Raw genomic sequence first — 16,764 nt, forward strand, 5'->3', positions numbered from 1 at the left:
GATGACGTTTTCCTGGATTGAAAAATACTGGCCGCTTCTCCTCACCGGTGCATGGCAAACCATCGCCTTGCTGTTCATCTCCGTCAGCCTGGGCTTCATTCTGGCGATCGGCCTTGCCTTTGCTCAGGTCAGCGGTGGTAGGATCACGCGGCTTCTGGCACGCGGCTACTGCACCTTCTTTCGCGGTACGCCCCTGCTGATCCAGCTTTGGCTTCTTTATTATGGCGTCGGTTCGTTTCTACCGATGATCCCTGGCCTGCGGCAGAGCTTTTTGTGGCCGATCCTGCGTGAAGGTTTCTTCTTCGCTGCCGTCAGCTTTACTCTGAACTACGCGGCATATGAGGCAGAGGTCCTGCGTGGGGCGCTTCTCGGCGTGCCGAAGGGTGAACTTGAAGCCGCGCGCGCGTTCGGTATGAGCCCGTTCAAGCTTGCCCGCCGCATCTGGCTTCCACGCGCCATCCGCAACGCGCTTCCCACGATCGCAGGCGAGGTGGTGATGCAGTTGAAAGCCACGCCACTCGCCTTTACCGTGACGGTGATGGACCTCTACGCAGTTGCCTACAAGGTTCGGCAAGACACTCTTCTCGTCTACGAGCCGCTTCTTGTCGTGACCGTCTTCTATCTCATCCTCACAGCTATCATTGCCCGCTGCTTCGGGATTATCGAAGCGCAGGTGCCAGTCAGACGCTAATCTAGCGGCGCAAATACCAGGAGTTTTTTTGAATGGGCGATATTCGCATTCTCGATGGCGGCATGAGCCGCGAATTGCAGCGGCTCGGTGCCGAACTGAGGCAGCCGGAATGGTCGGCTCTCGCGCTGATCAATGCGCCGGACATTGTCCGTCAGGTCCATGCGGAGTTCATCGAAGCCGGCGCCGACGTCGTTACCACCAATTCCTACGCGCTGGTGCCGTTTCACATCGGCGAGGAGCGGTTCCGTGAGCAGGGAGCGTCGCTGATTGCACTGTCCGGTCGTCTTGCGCGTGAGGCCGCTGATGCCTCCGGTCGCAAGATTACCGTCGCAGGTTCGTTGCCGCCGATCTTTGGCTCCTATGAGCCGGAGAATTTCGATGCCTCCCGCGTTCAGGATTATCTGCGTGTTCTGGTGAACAATCTCGAGCCCTTTGTCGATGTCTGGCTTGGAGAGACCCTCAGCCTGATAGCCGAAGGTGAAGCCGTCCGTGAGGCCGTTGCGAAGACGGGCAAACCCTTCTGGATTTCCTTCACTCTGGATGATGAACTGGCGCAGTTGAACGGAGCCGAACCGAAACTGCGGTCCGGTGAAACCGTCCGCGCCGCCGCAGAGTGGATAGCGGGATCGGGTGCTGCGGCCTTGCTATTCAACTGCAGCAAGCCGGAGGTGATGAAAGCTGCAGTCGAGACGGCTGCCAACACTTTCAAGGAAAAGGGCGTCTCGCTGGAAATTGGCGTTTATGCCAACGCCTTCGAAGGAGAGCAGGGGGATTCCGCTGCCAATGAGGGTCTGCATGGCACACGGACTGATTTGACCGACGACGTCTATTCGCGCTTCGCCTGCACCTGGGCGGACGCTGGCGCAACGATGATCGGCGGATGCTGCGGCATCGGCGCGGCCCACATCCATAAGGTGGCAGGCGCATTACGCGCTCATTGAAAGGTGGTGACGTCTACCGCGTCTCGATGGAAAACACGTCGAGACCGGTGACGTCCTCTTCCAGCAGGGTGAAGCCCTGTTTCAAATAATACGGCCGCTTGTCGGCTGTCGCACAGAGATAGCAGGTGCCACGCCCAAGTAGCGCAATGTGCTGGCGGGCGTCTTTGATCAAAGCAGCAGCGACGCCCTGTTTTAGATAATCAGGATCGACCCAGAGCGCGGCGATCCAAGGTGCGTAGTTGGGCCGCACGTCGAGATCATTGTCGATGACGAGCACGGAGCCGACATAGGTGTCGCCTTCATGCGCCACGAGCGCAAAGGGGATATCATCCTCTCCCAGCATAGGATCGAGATGCGCCCGATAATCTTCGAGCGGCACGCCGCTTTCCGTCCACCACGCATTCCAGCCGCGATGAGCGATCGTATCGGCGAAAGAAGGATGGTGACGAAGATTGGATATCCGCATGTAATGTCTCATCATCCTGAATCAGAAATCGAAAGCAAGTCTACAAGCAATTGAAATGCCAGCGCAACGATGTAGCCCGGCCAGGATTTTGCGGCCGGGCTAATGACGAGATTACAGCAGCGTGCCTCCCAGAATGACCAGGGCCACGGAGAAGTAGATGACGAGGCCACTGACATCCACAAGCGTGGCAACGAAGGGGGCCGATGCGCTGGCCGGATCAAGACGCAGGCGCTGGAGGAGGAAGGGCAGCATCGAACCACAGATCGAGCCGAAGGTAACGATGCCGATCAGCGCTGCGAAGACGGTGAAACCGACAAGCAGCCAATGCTCACCATAATCGTAGAAACCTGCCTGCTGCCACACGGTTAGCCGCAAGAAGCCGATTGCGCCGAGAATTGCACCGAGAGCCAGGCCGCTTGGCAGCTCCCGCAGTAGCACCCGCCACCAGTCGGAAAGCTTGAGTTCTCCCAGAGCCAGGGCGCGGATGATCAGCGAGGTTGCCTGCGAACCCGAATTGCCGCCAGACGACATGATCAGCGGAATGAAGAGCGTCAGAACGACAGCCTTTTCCAGTTCTCCTTCGAAGTGCTGCATTGCGCTGGCCGTCAGCATTTCGCCGAGGAACAGGGCGGAGAGCCATCCGGCGCGCTTGCGGATCATGTCCATGAAGCCCATCGACATGTAAGGCTTGCCAAGCGCTTCCATGCCGCCGAACTTGTGGGCATCTTCCGTCGTGTCGGCAATCATCGTGTCGATGACGTCGTCGACGGTGACGATGCCGAGAATGCGGGCGTGCTCATCCACTACCGGAATGGCGAGAAGATCGTGCTTGCGGATGAGACGAGCGACGTCCTCCTGCGACATCTGGGGGTCTGCATAGACGACGCTTTCGCGCGATGCTGCAGACAGGATCGATGCTTCAGGTTCTGCGGTAACGAGACGGCGCAGCGTCACCACCTTGCTCAAGGTACCATCCTCGGCCAGCACATAGATGGCATAGACCGTTTCACGCGAACGCTCGACGACGCGAATGTGCGAAAGGGTCTGTTCCACCGTCCAGCTATCAGGCACGCTGACGAACTCCGTCGTCATAATGGAGCCTGCGGTGCGGGGCGGATAGGTCATCAGATGCTGGATGGCAGCAGCCGTAGCGCGGTCCAGACGCGAAAAGAGCTTGGCGCGGTGGCTCTCATCCATCTCGGCCATGACGTCCGCCACGCGGTCGTCTGACATGAGGTTGACGATACGAGTTGCCTGCTCCAGCGGGATGGTAGCGATAATCTCGGCAGCATGATGCAGTTCCGGACGATCCAGAATGGCAACGGCCTTTGGCTGCGGCATTTTCAGCAAAGCATCGACGGCGTCATGCACATCAAGTGCGTTCAGTTGCTCGACACGTTCTGCAATGGTTGAAAGACCTGCATCACCGCTGCGAAAAAGACGTGCGGCCTTGCTGGCTCTCTGGGAGAGGGTGTGAAAGTTCATGATTGCTCACCTTCCAGTCGATCCGCCGATCGCGGCGGGCCGTGGTGAGCTGACAGGGATCAGATCAGAGCACGTCTCGCCGGTCTCGGCAAAGGCAATCGACTACTACTGTCGCTAGACATCAAACGATGCTCCGTGAATATCCGTGCCGGATGGCTGTCACACCCGCACGTGAGGCCTGTGGTGCGCCTGAACCGCGTCATAGTCAAGCCGTGCGAAGATGAAATTTTGGCAAGGTTGATCTGCGCGAAAAGCAGAGCAGATTTCTCTCTGAATTCTGGTGTCTACGTTTCGACTGACCTGAATTGCGCCGTGCCATTCCTCGACGTGACATCCAGTTGAAGATCGAGCTCTCTCTCCTCGTACATCATGTCCAACGGTCAGCTAAAAGCGGCTAATATACGTTGTTTTGACAAACCCATGCGGGTAGCTCCACCTTCAGATTTAATCATTGATTAACCATAAGTGCCATACGTTAGGGGGCAACGTCGGCATGATGCGACGTGACGACTGCCGGTATGCTTATGGTCCGCCACCCGCTCTTCATAGCACCCAGATTTTTAGTCTTGTTGGCTGCAACTGCGCCCGCCGCCCTCGTGGCAACCTATGCGGCTGCGCAATCGGTGTGGACAGGCGCGACGGATAACGCGTTCGAGAATGACGCGAACTGGGCGCCGCGTGCGCCGTCCGTGACCGATAGTGCCACGGTCAATGCTGGCTCCCCCCAGGTGTCGACAGGCGAGATCATCGACCGGTTGAATGTCGGCGGCGGAAACGTGACTGTCTCCAACACCGGTGCCTTGACCGTTACCAGTGGCACCACGATGACCTCAGGCAGCATCACCATCAATGCAGGCGGTGTTTTGACATCGGACGTCGATCTCGTCGGTGGCAGTCTTGCTGTCGATGGCGCACTGGATGGCACGCTGTCGCTACAAAATGGCAGTGTGACGGTGAATGGCACGCTTCGCGATGCCGTCGTTGGAAATGGAACCTCGCTTTCCAACAATGGTGCAATGAGCGGTGCTGACGTCGCCTCAGGCGGCACTTTTACCAATAACAGCGGGGCGACGCTCTCCACCTTGGAAAATGCCGGTACGGCATCGAATGCGGGTCATATCGGCACGCTGGAAAACTCCGGCGGCAATTTCACTAACAATGCCGGTGGAGAGGTTCTCGGCAAGACGACGGTGTCGGGCGGAAGTGTCACCAACAACTTCATCGTCACGGATGTGGATGTCGCAGCAGCTGCGGCCTTCACCAACAATAATGGTGCAACGGCGGGCGATATCCGCAACTCAGGAACCATCGTCAACGCAGGCACGGTCACCTCGCTTCAGAACGATTCGGGCAGCTTTACCAACAATGTCGGCGGTAGGATTACCGGCGAAACGATCATATCGGGTGGCACCGTGACCAACAACTTTGTGGTGACGGATGTGGACGTCGCCGCAGCGGCGGCATTTGCCAATAATGCCGGAGGGACGGCCGGCGATGTGCGCAATTCCGGTGGCTTCACCAATGCCGGAACGATCGCCTCTCTTAGAAACGATGCTGGAACGACCACAAACAATGCCGGTGGCAGGGTGACCGGCACGACCATTGTCGCGGGCGGAACGGTCACCAACAACTTCGTGGTGACGGATGTGGATGTCGCCGCCGCCGCGGCTTTCGTCAACAATACAGCAGCCTCTGCCGGGGCGGTCACCAACAACGGTGTCACCACCAACGCCGGCACGGTCGCTTCACTCGAAAACAGGGATGGGCTCTTTACCAACAATGCCGGTGGATCGGTTATCGGAGCGACGACGATTAGCGGTGGCACCGTGGTCAATAACGACACGCTTGCTGATGTGCAAAACCGAGCAGGTGGAAGCTTCATCAACAATCTCGGCGCCATCGTAAATGATGTCGTGAATGAAGGGATAGCGACGAATGATGGCACGGTCGCATCTCTGAGCAATGTCAAAGGACGTTTCACCAATACGGGTACGATTACAGGCAAGGCCGATATGAGAGGTGGCGAACTTCGGAACGACGGAACGGTGTCCGGCACCGTGGATATCTTTGATGGCGGTCTTTTGAGCGGTACCGGCGTGTCGGGTGGCCTGATGGTTCGCGCAGGTGGCGTCCTTGCCCCTGGGCCCGGCATCGCGGCGACGAGTGTCAGCGGCGATGCGACCTTCCAGACGGGCGCGGTCTATGATGTCGATATCGATTCCACCGGCCGCTCCGATCGCATCGATGTCTCAGGAGCAGCGCGTCTGCAAGGCGGCGTGGTCGATCTGCGCGCAGCAAGCGGCACTTACGGTCTTTCCACAAGCTACCAGATACTGACTGCCGGTCTGGTCGACGGCACGTTCGATCGCGTCGACAGCAATTTTGCCTTCCTGTCGCCGACGCTAACCTATGGAGCGACATCCGTCGATCTTCAACTTGACCGTAACGCCGTGCGCTTCGAAGACGTCGCACGCACCCGCAACGAGGCTGCGGCTGCAAACGCAATTGAAGCAGCCGGCGTATCGAACACCCTTTTTCAGGCTGTTCTGCCACTGGATATCCAGACGGCGCAGAGTGCCTTTGCGCAGCTGAACGGTGAAGTCCACGCTTCGCTCAAATCTGCTCTTCTCTCCGACAGCTCTATTCTGCGCGAAGCGATTGTCGACAAGACCAACCGCCTTTCGAGCGAAGGCCAGGTGGAGGACGGCAGTCTGTGGTCGACAGGCCTGGCGTCAAGAGAGACTTTCGCTGGTGATGACACGGCTGGAGCTCTGGCGATCAACCGGGAGGGAATGTTGCTCGGTGGCGATATTCCGATTTCGGATGCCTGGCGCCTTGGAGGCGTGCTGGGTTACAGCACGATTGACGCCGCTCAGGGGGCCGAGGCGCAGTCATACCACATCGGCCTCTATACCCATGCGCAGATGGAGCCGTTTAGTTTCACAGGCGGCGCGCTCTACTCCCGAAACGAGATCGCTACACGCAGAAACGTTGCCTTCGGCACATTTTCAGACGTACTAACGTCCGACTACAGCCGCTCGACGTCGCAAGTCTTTACCGAGGTGGGTTGGACCTTCGAGATGGATAAACTCCGTCTCCAGCCCTTTGCTGGTCTCGCCTATACGGCGACCGATGGCGGTGCAATCCGAGAGGATGGCGGGGCGGCGGCACTCGCCATTGAAGACCGGTCATTCGATAGCACAATATCCACGATGGGTTTGCGTTTTTCGACAGAGGTTGAGACAGGCCACCTGCCGATTTTCGTATCCGGCATGGTCGGCTGGCGGCATGATTTCGACCCTACAGGACCTTTTGCAGTCGCGCGTTTCGACGGTGGTAGCCCGTTCATGCTGGATGGCGTTGGCGTACCGCAAGATGCGCTGATGGTGAAGGCAGGCGCTACCGTCCACCTCTCCAAATCGGCGCGCGTGATGCTGACCTACAGCGGTGATTTCGCCAAGGGTTATGGTTCCAACGCCGTCATGGCGAACCTGACGATGAATTTCTAAGACAGAGCCAAACGGCTTAAATCCTGGGAGCCTTCTCCTGCCGCTCCAGCATGACTGCAACGAGGAAGACCAGCAGGCCGCCAAAGGACAGGGCTGCCCCGATATAACCCGTGGATGCATAACCGTAGCCAAGTGCGATCACCACGCCGCCAAGCCACGCGCCGAGCGCATTGGCAATATTGAAGGCCGAATGATTGGACGCCGCGGCCAGGGTCTGGGCATCGGCAGCAACGTCCATCAGACGCGTCTGCACTGCGGGGCACGCGGCAAAGCCGCAGCCGATGAGAAAGACGCAAAGACACAACATGAAGGGTGTGTGGGCCGTGAGGCTGAAGATCGTCATGAGGATGACATTGAAGGCCAGCATGCCGCCAATCGTGCCGTTCAAGGATAGGTCGGCAAGTCGCGAGCCGACGATATTGCCGACATTCATGCCAATGCCGAACAGCGCCAGAACGATGGGCACGGCGGACACGGGCATCATGGCGACATCCGTGGTGGTTTTGGCAATATAACTGAAAACAGCAAACATGCCGCCGAAGCCGACTGCTGCGATGGCGAGCGATAGCCAGACCTGGACGCGGCGAAACGCACCAAGCTCACGCCACACGCTTGCGCCTTCCTGCACCTTGTCACGCGGTTGAAACATCCACAGAAGCGCAACGGTGACGAGCGCGATGCCGCCAACCATCATGAAAGCTGCCCGCCAGGAAAAGACTTGTCCGAAGAAAGTGGCAAGCGGTGTGCCGAGAAGCGTGGCGATGGTGAGCCCGAGCATGACGCGACCGACCGCGCGGGTGCGTTTGTGAATAGGCGCCATGGAGGCTGCTACCAGTGCTGAAACGCCGAAATAGGCGCCATGCGGCAGACCGGATATGAAACGCAGAGCGGTGAAGGTCCAGAAGTCCGGCGCAAGGGCGCTGAGAATGTTGCTGGCGGCAAACAGGCCCATCAGGGAAAGTAGAAGCAAGCGGCGTGTCATGCGCGCGGCGAGCACCGCGATGATGGGCGCGCCGATGACGACGCCGAGCGCATAGGCAGTAATCACGTGGCCAGCAACGGGTACCGAGACGCCATAAGTCGTTGCGACATCTGGCAAAAGACCCATGATCGCAAACTCTCCGGTGCCGATACCGAACCCGCCAGCCGCAAGAGCAATCTCGATCAGTGCTACGGAAAGAGGCGTCAGGCCACCCGGAGTAGAAGGCGCGGTAACATCTTCTTGCGCCGCTGGGTGGGTGTCGTGTGAAAAGCTATGGCTCATCGGATTTCCGGCTGCGGCAGAACGCATCCATTGTAAGGAAAGGCTCGCCCAAGAAAAAAGGGCAAGATCGACGTGGCCGATCTGCCCTAACTGGAGGTGTTGGTCACCAAATTGACCTTATATTGCTTCTATCATGTTTTTGTGCGTCGCGGTAGTGTTTGATTCGATAAAATCTGGATTGAACATCCAGCCGTTGGAACCCTTTTGATGCAGCGCGATTTAGATGGCGCTTCGTGCTCAATAGCTGGATGGATAGATGAGGCTGGTTGCGATCTTCAACCGCGATGGCGGAACGTTCAGGACCACCGATCTGGATGCCTATTGCGATCATACGCGAGACGTATTCTCCCAGGCGGGCCATGAGATTGAGTGCCGTCTCGTATCCGGCAAGGACATCGTTCAAGAGATGGAGCGTGCCGCCGATGAGTCGGGTTTGGACGGCCTCATTGCTGGCGGTGGGGACGGCACCATCTCCGCTGCTGCAGGGATTGCCTGGAAACATGGCATTGCGCTCGGCGTGGTGCCGGCTGGTACCATGAACCTTTTTGCGAGATCGCTGAAGCTGCCGCTCGATATCTGGCAAGCGGTCGATACCCTGGCGACCGGCCACGTTCAGAACGTGGACATCGCCAGCGCCAATGGCCACCCGTTCGTCCATCAGTTCTCAGCCGGTCTGCATGCGCGCATGGTGCGCTATCGCGATCGGATGGAATACGCCTCACGCCTTGGCAAAATCCGCGCCAACATCCGTGCCGCCCTCGGTGTCGTTCTCAATCCGCCTGTTTTCGACGTGGAATTCACGGTTGCCGGAGAGACGCAACGCCGGCACGTCTGCGCGATCTCCGCGTCCAACAATGAGTTCGGTCCAAACCCGCTACTGGTTGCCGACGACATTACCCAAGGCCGCCTCGGCTTCTATCTGGCTGAGGCGCTGACGCCCTCAGGTGTGGCGCGCCTGGCAATCGATATCCTGCGTGGTAAGCTGAAGGAAAACGCGGCAGTGACGGCCATGGCGGTCGAAAGTGTCGAGCTGCATTTTCCCAAGCGACGGCATGATGTGCGCTGCGTCATCGACGGCGAACTGCGTCCTATGAAGCGCGACGTGATGCTTAAGATTCACGCTGGCGAGTTGAAGGTGATCGTCGCGAAGGATTCATCCAACGTTTGATATCGTCGCCCGGCAGTGGCTTGCAAAATAGAAAACGAGCCGCCATGCTTGCTTGCAGCAGTCCATGGAGCATGTAGGCATGAACGATATTTCCAGGTCGATTTCGAACCTTGCCGCAATCGATGCCGCGCATCATCTTCATCCCTTCTCGGACATGGGAAAGCTGAATGCCTCAGGGACGCGCATCATAGAGCGTGGGGAAGGCGTCTTCATCTATGACAGCACAGGCAAGGAATATCTGGACGCCTTTGCCGGCCTCTGGTGTGTCAATATCGGTTACGGACGCCGCGAAATTGTCGATGCCATAGCGCGGCAGATGAACGAGTTGCCTTATTACAATGCATTTTTCGGCACGACCACGCCGCCAGCCGCATTGCTTGCCCAGAAGATAGCTTCCCATGCCGGGCCGACGATGAACCACGTGTTCTTCACCAATTCCGGCTCCGAAGCCACCGATACCTGGTTTCGCATGGCGCGTGTCTATTGGAAGGCGCTTGGTTATCCCACCAAGACGAAGGTCATCTCGCGGCGCAATGGCTATCATGGCTCGACAGTTGCCGGCGCATCGCTTGGCGGCATGACATGGATGCATGAGCAGGGCAACCTTCCGATCGAAGGGGTAAGCCATATCGGCCAGCCCTACTGGTATGCCGAAGGCGGCGATCTCAGCCCGGCAGAGTTCGGTGTAAAAATCGCCCGCGAACTGGACGCCAAAATCGACGAACTTGGAGAAGAAAACGTGGCCGCCTTCGTCGCCGAACCCATTCAAGGGGCAGGCGGTGTCATCGTGCCGCCGGAAACCTACTGGCCGGAGATCGTGCGTATTTGCAAGGCGCGCAATATCCTTTTGGTGTCCGATGAAGTCATCTGCGGCTTTGGGCGGCTAGGGTCCTGGTTCGGGTACCAGCATTTTGGTCATGCGCCGGATCTGGCGCCTATCGCCAAGGGCCTGTCATCCGGTTATCTGCCGATAGGGGGTGTGCTGGTGTCGGACCGTGTTGCGGAGGTGATGCTGAACGAGGTCGGTGATTTCAACCATGGTTTCACCTATTCCGGCCATCCTGTCTGTGCCGCCGCTGCACTCGAAAATCTCCGCATTATCGAAGACGAGGGGCTGGTCGAGCGGGTACGCGACGATATCGGTCCTTATTTCACGCAATCCTGGCAGAGCCTGCTGGACCACGACATGGTCGGGGAGGCTGCCAATGTCGGCCTTATGGGCGGCTTGCAGCTGACGGCTGACAAGGCAACGCGCAGGCGCTTCGAAAAGCCGGATGACATCGGCGTCATCGTTCGCAACCATTGCCTGGAAAACGGTCTCGTCATGCGCGCAACGGCGGATCGCATGCTGGCGTCTCCAGCCCTCGTCATCAGCCGTGCCGAGGTGGACCAGATCGTCGAAACCCTGCGCAACAGCTTGGACCATCTGCGCGATACAGTGAAGGCATAAGCATGGTAGAGCATAACCATCACTACACTGTCAAAGTGACGTGGACCGGTAACCGGGGCGCCGGCACGTCCGGCTACAGGGAGTATGACCGCGATCACGTGATTTCGGCGGAGGGAAAACCGGATATCGTCGGCTCGTCCGATCCTGCTTTCCGCGGAGATCCGAAGCGATGGAACCCGGAAGAATTGCTTCTCGCCTCCATCTCCGCCTGCCATAAGCTCTGGTATCTGCATTTCTGTGCCGTATCAGGCGTTGTGGTGAGTGACTATGTCGACGAGCCGGAGGCCACCATGGTTTTGAAAAAGGATGGGGCGGGGAACTTCACTGAGGCAGTTCTAAAACCCGTAGTCACGCTCGCAAAAGGCGATCCGCAAACGGCGCAAGAGCTTCATGCAGAAGCGCACGACAAATGCTTCATCGCCGCCTCCGTCAATTTCCCGATCCGGGTAGAGCCGACTATCAAAACGCTCTAATTGGCTTGGGCCGTCTCGAGAGAATAATAAAACCTGTGGCTACGACCCGTGGCACCGTAGGGTACATTCACGTAGTGGACATCGGTGGGTGCAGGAAGTGAGACGCGCTCAGCAAGTGAAGCGAGTGCGTCCTTGAAATCCTCGGGACTTTCTCCGTCGTCAGTGGTATCCACCAACAGGATGACTGCACCAGCCGGCCAGATGGCAGGGACCGTCTCGATATCCGTGTCTGTCGTCAGCACCATGGAATCGGGAAACTGGATTTTCAGGTTTCCACCCGCAAGCCCGCCGAACGCGATGACATAGTCGGGTTTGAGCGGCCCGTCATGGCGCAGAGTTTCGGCAAATCCTTTGTAGGGGATATGAATGAGCGAGTATCGCTCGAAATGAGGAGAGATCAGACCCCGCGTCAGGAGAACGGCGAGGAAACCTATGGCGAGCGTGAAGGTGGAGGCTAGCATCGGCTTGAGCTTACGCTCGCCCGACAAATCTGCAGCCTGCACTTTCAGACAGAGATAGAGCGGCCAAAGCAACACATAAACGGCGAGCCATTTTTGCCGCATATGCGTGACGCCCATTGCAAAGACAAGCATCAGCACGAAAATCATTGAAAAGAGAATGATACGCCCGACGAGGCGGGTAGACTGATCGCTTGCCCGGATAATCGCTTTGAGATCGCGGAAATAAAGAGCAGCACCAATTGTCGTCGGCAGCGCTACAGCTTTCAGGAAGGCAAGCAGCAGGTCAAGAGCCCCATCGATGGCATAGAGCGTGGTGCTATCGCTGACGTCGCGCATTTCCTTCGCGGTCTGCGTGGTGGCGATATCGAAATGATTCACGACCCAGAGACAGTGCGGAAGGACGAGCGCAACCGCTGCTCCGATCGTCAAGAGCATGCGCCAATCGAAAAGCCGCTGACGCAGATCCTTATCCATGGCGATAGCAATGACGGCCGCAAGAGGAACGAGGACGAAATTGTATTTGGCAATCGCGCCGATGCCGATGGCAAGTCCCGTCAGAAGGTACCCACCTGTGCTAGGTGTCTTGAGCGTTGCGAAAAGCGCGTAGGCAAACAAGGCCACGGACGCCAGCGCCAGAACCGTATGGGTCAAATCCCGCTGCGCCATGACAAAGACTGTCGGCATTGTCAGTACGCCAAGCGTCGCAATGTTGGCCAGAGTCCTGTCGCGCAGCAACAGCCTGGCCGTTAGCCAAAAGAACAGGCAACAGAGGAAAAGCAATCCATTCTTCAGCAGGCTGAGCGAGGCGATCGACGGGCCGAGGAGCCCGTTTACGCCATGTTGCAGCCAGGTGTAGAGGAAGGGTTGAGATCCGTATCCGAGCAGCAGATGCTGAGACAGAAGAGCCTGCTGGGTTTCATCGATCTCCAAAGCCGACGAGCGGAGAATACGGACGACGAATGCAAGCAGGAAATATCCTGCAATCAGGATCAGTGTTGAATCGAGATTGCGGGATAAAACCTTACGCATCAGGTCACGTCTCGTCTGAGGTAAAGGTTTTGCTGACGATGTAATTCGGCGTCCGATCGTCGCGGTAGTAGAGGCGGGCAATCATTTCGGCCAGAATGCCTGTGGTGATGAACTGCATGGAGGAGAGCGATAGAACCACACCGACCATAAGCAGCGGGCGTGTTCCGATGTCGTTGCCGAGGATGAATTTGTCGATGAAAAGGTAGGTCATGATGACGCCGGCAAGAGCGCCGAGCCCGAGCCCGAGAGAGCCAAAGAAATGTCCGGGCCGCGCCTTGTAGCGCATGAAGAACATGACCGATAGAAGATCGAGAATGACGCGGAAAGTGCGCGAAATGCCATATTTCGATGTCCCGAACTGACGCGCATGATGCGTCACGGCCATTTCGCCGATCCGGCTGCTCGGCACCACGCCAGCCACCCAGGCGGGAATGAATCGATGCATCTCCCCCATCAGCTTCACCTGCTTGATGACGGATGTGCGGTAAATCTTCAGGCTGCAGCCATAATCGTGCAGGCGCACACCGGTGATGCGACCGATCAGCCGGTTTGCAATCCACGACGGGATCTTGCGCAGCATCAGACCGTCCTGCCTGTTCTTGCGCCAGCCGACAAGAAGATCGAGTTCACGGCGCTCGAGTTCGGATACCAGCATGGGAATATCCTTGGGATCGTTTTGCAGATCACCATCGAGTGTGGCGATCAGCCGGCCCCTTGCCGTGTCTATGCCAGCCTGCATCGCTGCGGTCTGACCAAAATTGCGCTGAAGCGCAACGATCTTGAGATCAAGCCCATCGCGGCCGAGATAGGACTTGGCGTTGACGATCGTTGCATCTGTGCTGCCATCATCCACCAGGATGAGTTCCCAGCTGGCACTGAAGCTTGCCATAGCGTCGACAACGCGCTCTATCAGAGGGCCGACGCTCTCTTGCTCATTGAAAATCGGCACGACAAGCGATAATTCCGGGGCTGTATCCATCGGACTCTCGCTTCGAAGGGCTGTCATAGTCGGCACGCAGGTTTCCCGGATAAGATTTTGTTAACATGTTCTCTTGCGGGATATGCGCCAGAGCGCAAGTTGTCCAGTTAGGTCTCCGTTTGAAAGACAGTTCTCACAGGATGAAACCGTTTGCGTTGCTTGCAGGCAACGCAATGACGCTCGGCATGGTGGTTGTCGTCATCGCCTATGCTGCTTTCATTCAATGGGCGTGGGGTTGGGCTATCATCTTCGGTCTGTGGTACCACGCCGGCCTAGGCACGATAGCCCTTGCTCTGTCGCTTCTCGTCGCAACGTATGTTCTGCGCACCTGGCGCATTTACGATTACTTTCCTCAAGAAACGCAAGGCCGCTTCGCGACGCTTTTTCGCGTGGTTCAGCTTCACAACATACTCAACATTATGTTGCCGTTTCGAAGTGGCGAAACCAGTTTTCCGTTGCTGATGCGACGAGAGTTCGGTGTCAACCTTGTTCGCGGAACCTCCGCACTGTTCGTTATGCGGCTCTTCGATCTGCATGCGCTTCTGGCGGCGGCCGCGATGGGATGGGCCTTGGAGGAGGCAAGCATCTGGATTTGGGTGGGCTGGATCGTCTTTCTGCTTCTGCCAGTCTTTGGATTTGCCGGGCGCCACATCGTCTTCGGATTGATCCATCGCGCCGCGCCGTCAAAATTCGTCAGGGTCATCGATGAGTTGCAGGCGGGGCTGCCCATAGACACGCACGCCTTTCTCAGGGCATGGGCTGCAACGCTCATCAACTGGTTCGTCAAGATCGCCGTGTTGGCCTGGGTATTGATGCTAATGGGCGAAATCAGCCTTCCTGCAAGTTTTGGCGGAGCGCTTGGCGGTGAGCTATCTTCCGTACTGCCTGTCCACGCGCCGGGCGGTGTCGGCACCTATCCGGCGGGTATCACGGCAGGCGCGGTGGGCCTCGGAGCCGCCGCCGATGCCCAGGCACTGTCCGCTCTAGGTCAGGCTGCCGTGAACCTGCACCTGCTCGTTATCTTATCTTCTCTGATTGGAACGGCTCTCGCGCTCTTTGTACCGACACAAAAGTAGCGCCAGAAAACCTACTGGAACGCCGTTTCGTAAAAGCTTCTGAGCTTTCGTGAGTGCAGCGTTTCCGTTGGCATGGCCGCAAGTTTCTGGACGGCACGAATGCCAATCTGCAGATGCTGCGCCACCTGTGTGCGATAGAATTCCGTCGCCATGCCGGGAAGCTTCAACTCGCCATGCAATGGCTTGTCGGAAACACACAGAAGGGTGCCGTAGGGCACGCGGAAGCGGAAGCCGTTGGCCGCAATGGTTGCCGATTCCATATCGAGCGCAATCGCGCGCGATTGGGACAGACGCTTTACCGGTCCGGCCTGATCACGCAGTTCCCAGTTTCGGTTGTCGATCGTCGCAACCGTCCCGGTCCGCATGATCCTCTTCAGCTCGAAGCCTTCATAACCCGTGACTTCCTCCACCGCGCCTTCCAGCGCAAGCTGCACTTCGGCAAGAGCCGGGATCGGTACCCATACGGGCAGGTCGTCGTCTAGCACGTGGTCTTCGCGCACATAGGCATGGGCCAGCACGTAATCGCCCAGACGCTGACTGTTGCGCAAGCCCGCGCAATGGCCGACCATCAGCCAGGCGTGTGGACGCAGCACGGCGATATGGTCGGTGATCGTCTTGGCATTGGAGGGCCCGACGCCGATGTTGACCAGCGTTATGCCTGCATGCCCCTTCTTCTTCAGATGGTAGGCCGGCATTTGTGGCAGACGCCCAAGCGTCGTATCGGTCTCGGGCCGGTCCAATCCGGCATGAGTGATGATGTTGCCGGGCTCGACGAAGGCGGTATAGCCGTCACCACCGTCTGCCATCAGCTTGCGCGCCCATGCGGCGAACTCGTCAATGTAGAACTGGTAGTTGGTGAACAGAACGAAGTTCTGGAAGTGGTTTGGGCTCGTTGCCGTGTAGTGGCTCAGCCGTGCCAGCGAGTAGTCGATACGCTGCGCCGTGAAAGGAGCAAGCGGCGCCGGCTCGCCCGGAACCTGGTCGTACTCACCATTGGCGATCAGATCGTCGGTGTTGTTCAAATCCGGCGTGTCGAAAAGATCGCGAAGCGGGACGTCAGACAGTGAAGAGGCCGCAGAGGCTTCGACATATGCTCCTTCGCCAAAGGCGAAGTGGAGCGGAATAGGCGTAGCCGATTCCGAAACAGTCACGTGGACGCCGTGGTTCTTGATCAGGAGGCCGAGCTGTTCCTTGAGATAATGGCGAAAAAGCTGCGGTCGGGTAATCGTGGTCGTATAAACACCAGGCGAGGTCACATGGCCATAGGAGAGGCGCGAGTCGACATGTCCGAATGTCGACGTCTCCATGCTGACCTGCGGATAGCAGGCGCGGTAGCGACCCTCGATGGGCGCGCCCTTGGCAAGATCGGTAAAGGATTTGATAAGGAAATCGGTGTTGCGATCATAGAGCGCCGTCAGCGCCTCCACGGCTTCTTTCGGATCATCAAAAGTCCGCGGTGCGAAAGGCTCGGGCGTTATGAAGGCGAGGGGCGGAATCGTGTGCTTTGCTATTGTCATGGCTCATTATAGGGAGCCTATTTCGACAGGCAAGCGACAGAAATATGTGCGTTTTGAAAAATCCGTCAGAAAATTCGACTTAGCTGACAGAGCCGCGCTGCAAGCTCATCAACAACACGAAGCCTGCGCCGTTGGAAGCAGGCCGTTGGTCCGTTTTATAGACGGCAAGGCCGGCGAATGGGCCCAGAAACACAGATGCCATGATGAACATCCGAAGTCCGGAGAGTAGCGCGTTAGCGATATTCTTGTTCATCT

At 57.8% G+C, this 16,764-nt stretch carries 14 protein-coding genes; 7 read left to right on the forward strand and 7 right to left on the reverse strand.

Annotation, left to right across the window (positions count from 1 at the left end; translation table 11 throughout):
* Position 1 precedes the first annotated feature (1 nt).
* Together QZ869_RS08320 and QZ869_RS08325 are read left to right on the forward strand one after the other, a co-directional pair.
* Positions 2–691, forward strand: coding sequence for an ABC transporter permease (locus QZ869_RS08320; protein WP_296082605.1), 690 nt, complete (start codon positions 2–4; stop codon positions 689–691).
* 32 nt (positions 692–723) lie between these two features.
* The gene (locus QZ869_RS08325; RefSeq protein WP_296103919.1) at positions 724–1,632 is read left to right on the forward strand and encodes a homocysteine S-methyltransferase family protein; all 909 of its coding nucleotides are present in this window, start codon (positions 724–726) and stop codon (positions 1,630–1,632) included.
* A 13-nt stretch (positions 1,633–1,645) separates the two neighbouring features.
* Here the strand turns inward: QZ869_RS08325 and QZ869_RS08330 are convergent, their stop codons facing one another.
* Together QZ869_RS08330 and mgtE are read right to left on the reverse strand one after the other, a co-directional pair.
* Positions 1,646–2,098, reverse strand: coding sequence for a GNAT family N-acetyltransferase (locus QZ869_RS08330; protein WP_296103922.1), 453 nt, complete (start codon positions 2,096–2,098; stop codon positions 1,646–1,648).
* Between the two features lie 111 nt (positions 2,099–2,209).
* Positions 2,210–3,583, reverse strand: a complete 1,374-nt coding sequence (gene mgtE, locus QZ869_RS08335) for a magnesium transporter (protein ID WP_296039397.1) — start codon at positions 3,581–3,583, stop codon at positions 2,210–2,212.
* 566 nt (positions 3,584–4,149) lie between these two features.
* Here mgtE and QZ869_RS08340 point away from each other — a divergent pair.
* Positions 4,150–7,092 carry an autotransporter domain-containing protein gene (locus QZ869_RS08340; protein WP_296103924.1) on the forward strand — a complete coding sequence of 981 codons (2,943 nt, stop codon included), beginning with the start codon at positions 4,150–4,152 and terminating at the stop codon, positions 7,090–7,092.
* 16 nt (positions 7,093–7,108) lie between these two features.
* Here the strand turns inward: QZ869_RS08340 and QZ869_RS08345 are convergent, their stop codons facing one another.
* Positions 7,109–8,356 (reverse strand): MFS transporter, encoded by a 1,248-nt coding sequence (locus tag QZ869_RS08345; RefSeq protein WP_296039392.1) that lies wholly within the window; start codon positions 8,354–8,356, stop codon positions 7,109–7,111.
* A gap of 256 nt (positions 8,357–8,612) precedes the next feature.
* Between QZ869_RS08345 and QZ869_RS08350 the strand changes: the two genes are divergently transcribed.
* From QZ869_RS08350 to QZ869_RS08360, 3 genes are all read left to right on the forward strand, one after another.
* Positions 8,613–9,524, forward strand: a complete 912-nt coding sequence (locus QZ869_RS08350; protein ID WP_296039390.1) for a diacylglycerol kinase family protein — start codon at positions 8,613–8,615, stop codon at positions 9,522–9,524.
* A 79-nt stretch (positions 9,525–9,603) separates the two neighbouring features.
* Complete coding sequence (locus tag QZ869_RS08355; protein WP_296103926.1) at positions 9,604–10,974, forward strand: aspartate aminotransferase family protein; 1,371 nt, start codon at positions 9,604–9,606, stop codon at positions 10,972–10,974.
* Positions 10,975–10,976: 2 nt separating this feature from the next.
* On the forward strand, positions 10,977–11,447 hold the full coding sequence (locus QZ869_RS08360) for an OsmC family protein (protein WP_296017926.1): 471 nt from the start codon (positions 10,977–10,979) through the stop codon (positions 11,445–11,447).
* Here QZ869_RS08360 and QZ869_RS08365 read toward each other — a convergent pair.
* The gene (locus tag QZ869_RS08365; protein ID WP_296103929.1) at positions 11,444–12,937 is read right to left on the reverse strand and encodes a glycosyltransferase family 39 protein; all 1,494 of its coding nucleotides are present in this window, start codon (positions 12,935–12,937) and stop codon (positions 11,444–11,446) included. The genes QZ869_RS08360 and QZ869_RS08365 overlap by 4 nt on opposite strands.
* Before the next feature lie 4 nt (positions 12,938–12,941).
* Positions 12,942–13,916 (reverse strand): glycosyltransferase family 2 protein, encoded by a 975-nt coding sequence (locus QZ869_RS08370; RefSeq protein WP_296077587.1) that lies wholly within the window; start codon positions 13,914–13,916, stop codon positions 12,942–12,944.
* Positions 13,917–14,056: 140 nt separating this feature from the next.
* Here QZ869_RS08370 and QZ869_RS08375 point away from each other — a divergent pair, with 140 nt between their 5' ends.
* Positions 14,057–14,992 carry a lysylphosphatidylglycerol synthase domain-containing protein gene (locus QZ869_RS08375; RefSeq protein WP_296103932.1) on the forward strand — a complete coding sequence of 312 codons (936 nt, stop codon included), beginning with the start codon at positions 14,057–14,059 and terminating at the stop codon, positions 14,990–14,992.
* An 11-nt stretch (positions 14,993–15,003) separates the two neighbouring features.
* Here the strand turns inward: QZ869_RS08375 and amn are convergent, their stop codons facing one another.
* Positions 15,004–16,509, reverse strand: a complete 1,506-nt coding sequence (gene amn, locus QZ869_RS08380; RefSeq protein ID WP_296103935.1) for an AMP nucleosidase — start codon at positions 16,507–16,509, stop codon at positions 15,004–15,006.
* Positions 16,510–16,588: 79 nt separating this feature from the next.
* A complete protein-coding gene (locus tag QZ869_RS08385) occupies positions 16,589–16,762 on the reverse strand; it encodes a hypothetical protein (RefSeq protein WP_296017916.1) in 174 nt (57 codons plus the stop codon).
* Positions 16,763–16,764 lie beyond the last annotated feature (2 nt).

The sequence above is a fragment of the uncultured Agrobacterium sp. genome (assembly GCF_913777885.1).
Taxonomy (GTDB): domain Bacteria; phylum Pseudomonadota; class Alphaproteobacteria; order Rhizobiales; family Rhizobiaceae; genus Agrobacterium.

Excerpts from the sequence above, each read along its gene's own strand:
- QZ869_RS08320 (WP_296082605.1), top strand. The coding sequence starts at position 2 with ATGACGTTTTCCTGGATTGAAAAATACTGGCCGCTTCTCCTCACCGGT.
- QZ869_RS08325 (WP_296103919.1), top strand. The coding sequence starts at position 724 with ATGGGCGATATTCGCATTCTCGATGGCGGCATGAGCCGCGAATTGCAG.
- QZ869_RS08330 (WP_296103922.1), bottom strand. The coding sequence starts at position 2,098 with ATGCGGATATCCAATCTTCGTCACCATCCTTCTTTCGCCGATACGATC.
- mgtE (WP_296039397.1), bottom strand. The coding sequence starts at position 3,583 with ATGAACTTTCACACCCTCTCCCAGAGAGCCAGCAAGGCCGCACGTCTT.
- QZ869_RS08345 (WP_296039392.1), bottom strand. The coding sequence starts at position 8,356 with ATGAGCCATAGCTTTTCACACGACACCCACCCAGCGGCGCAAGAAGAT.
- QZ869_RS08350 (WP_296039390.1), top strand. The coding sequence starts at position 8,613 with ATGAGGCTGGTTGCGATCTTCAACCGCGATGGCGGAACGTTCAGGACC.
- QZ869_RS08355 (WP_296103926.1), top strand. The coding sequence starts at position 9,604 with ATGAACGATATTTCCAGGTCGATTTCGAACCTTGCCGCAATCGATGCC.
- QZ869_RS08360 (WP_296017926.1), top strand. The coding sequence starts at position 10,977 with ATGGTAGAGCATAACCATCACTACACTGTCAAAGTGACGTGGACCGGT.
- QZ869_RS08365 (WP_296103929.1), bottom strand. The coding sequence starts at position 12,937 with ATGCGTAAGGTTTTATCCCGCAATCTCGATTCAACACTGATCCTGATT.
- QZ869_RS08370 (WP_296077587.1), bottom strand. The coding sequence starts at position 13,916 with ATGGATACAGCCCCGGAATTATCGCTTGTCGTGCCGATTTTCAATGAG.
- QZ869_RS08375 (WP_296103932.1), top strand. The coding sequence starts at position 14,057 with ATGAAACCGTTTGCGTTGCTTGCAGGCAACGCAATGACGCTCGGCATG.
- amn (WP_296103935.1), bottom strand. The coding sequence starts at position 16,509 with ATGACAATAGCAAAGCACACGATTCCGCCCCTCGCCTTCATAACGCCC.
- QZ869_RS08385 (WP_296017916.1), bottom strand. The coding sequence starts at position 16,762 with ATGAACAAGAATATCGCTAACGCGCTACTCTCCGGACTTCGGATGTTC.